This is a genomic window from Vibrio sp. OPT46 (assembly GCF_015163535.1).
Classification (GTDB): Bacteria; Pseudomonadota; Gammaproteobacteria; order Enterobacterales; family Vibrionaceae; genus Vibrio; species Vibrio alginolyticus.
Genome location: NZ_JADDYG010000093.1, coordinates 54665 through 56184, shown reverse-complemented (window position 1 = coordinate 56184; position 1520 = coordinate 54665). Strand labels below are relative to the sequence as shown.

General features: G+C 43.6%; 2 protein-coding genes. Both read left to right on the top strand.

The features are described from left to right. On the top strand, nt 1-269 hold a 269-nt coding region (locus IQR33_RS32315; protein ID WP_322631751.1), incomplete at its 5' end, for a potassium transporter TrkG. A 247-nt stretch (nt 270-516) separates the two neighbouring features. After that, nucleotides 517-1245, top strand: a complete 729-nt coding sequence (locus tag IQR33_RS04475) for a LysR substrate-binding domain-containing protein (protein ID WP_228010093.1) — start codon at nt 517-519, stop codon at nt 1243-1245. Nucleotides 1246-1520: the final 275 nt, after the last annotated feature.

The following is a 1520-nucleotide window of genomic DNA, read 5'->3' as shown; positions in this document are numbered from 1 at the left end:
TCTCGGTGGGCGTGACTTGGTTTGCCATATTCACGCTGTTACTGACAGAGAAAGCGTCTATGTTAGATATTATGTTCGAAGCGGTCTCGGCACTGGGTACGGTTGGTTTGTCGCGAGGCTTAACGGGCAGTTTGTCCGAACCGGGTGAGTTAGTGATCATCTTCATGATGTTTATGGGACGATTAGGCCCCCTTACTTTGGCGTACTTCTTAGCCAGTCCAAGAAAGAAAAAAGCGCGTTACGCGAGCACTAAATTGGCAATAGGGTAAATGGGCTAACTCGAAGAAAGTGAGCAAAAGGCTAGGCAAAAGAGGAGTAACTGCTCCTCTTTTTGTGCTCGTTGTAGCCACGAAACTGTATACGGCAGTCTCTCTCACAACAATTTATGATTCATCTCTATTTTTTATCATTTATAAATTGTCGTTTTTGGGGTGTTGTCCAGAATGGCATTATCCACGTGCAACATAAGATTGCCGGGAATAAAAATAATTACAATACTGCCTTACTGGAAGATACATGAAAATCAAACCCCTCCCACCTTTAAATAGCCTCGTTGCGTTTGAAGCGTCGGCGCGGCACTTGAGTTTTACATTAGCCGCTGACGAACTAAACGTGACCCAAGGTGCTATCAGTCGCCAAATTAGACAATTAGAAGAATACTTAGGCAAGGCTATGTTCACGCGAGCCAATCGAAGCATTAATTTAACGCCTACAGGTCTTCAATATTATCAAGCTGTCAGCCAATCTTTGCTCGATATTGCTCAAATCACGGGTGAAGTGAAGAAGTGGCAGGGCGAACAAAAGATCACGGTTGCGACGACAAATGCAATGGCAGCCTTGTGGTTGTTGCCTAAGGTTGCTCAATTTCAAAATGAACATGATGACATCGATATAAGGATATTGGCCTCAGATAATGTGTTGGACTTACGCCGATTAGATTGCGATATCGCCTTGTTTTATTGTCGCACTCCACCTGCAGAAATGGACGTGACAACGCTATTTTCTGAAGAAGTATTCCCTGTGTGTAGTCCGCTTTATTTAGAGAAAATCGGCCAGCCTAATGAGCCAGAAGAAATCTTCAATAAAACGTTACTCTATCTGGAAGAGTCTCAAAGAGATTGGGTGAACTGGGAGCAGTGGTTTGCGAGTGTAGGATTGCCAAATATTTCGCCTCGTAATCGCATGAACATCAATAACTATCCAATGCTGTTACAAGCGGCAATTAATGGTCAGGCATCGCGTTAGCCTGGGGATCATTAGTGGACGACTATTTACAAAGCGGTGCTTTAGTTAGGCCAGTCGAACACGTGCTTTCAACACCTTCCAATTTCTCTATGCTTGAACCTAAAAATAGAGGTTTAATCCCAGCAAGCGTCAAGCGTTTTAGAGAGTGGCTTTTGCAACAGTTGCCAGATGAGGTGGGTGATCGAGGTTTAGCCTAAATCAATAAGCAGAGAAAATAACAGAGTTTGGTCATGTTAAAAAAGCGGGAGTACCAGTTCCCGCTTTGTTTTAATTGA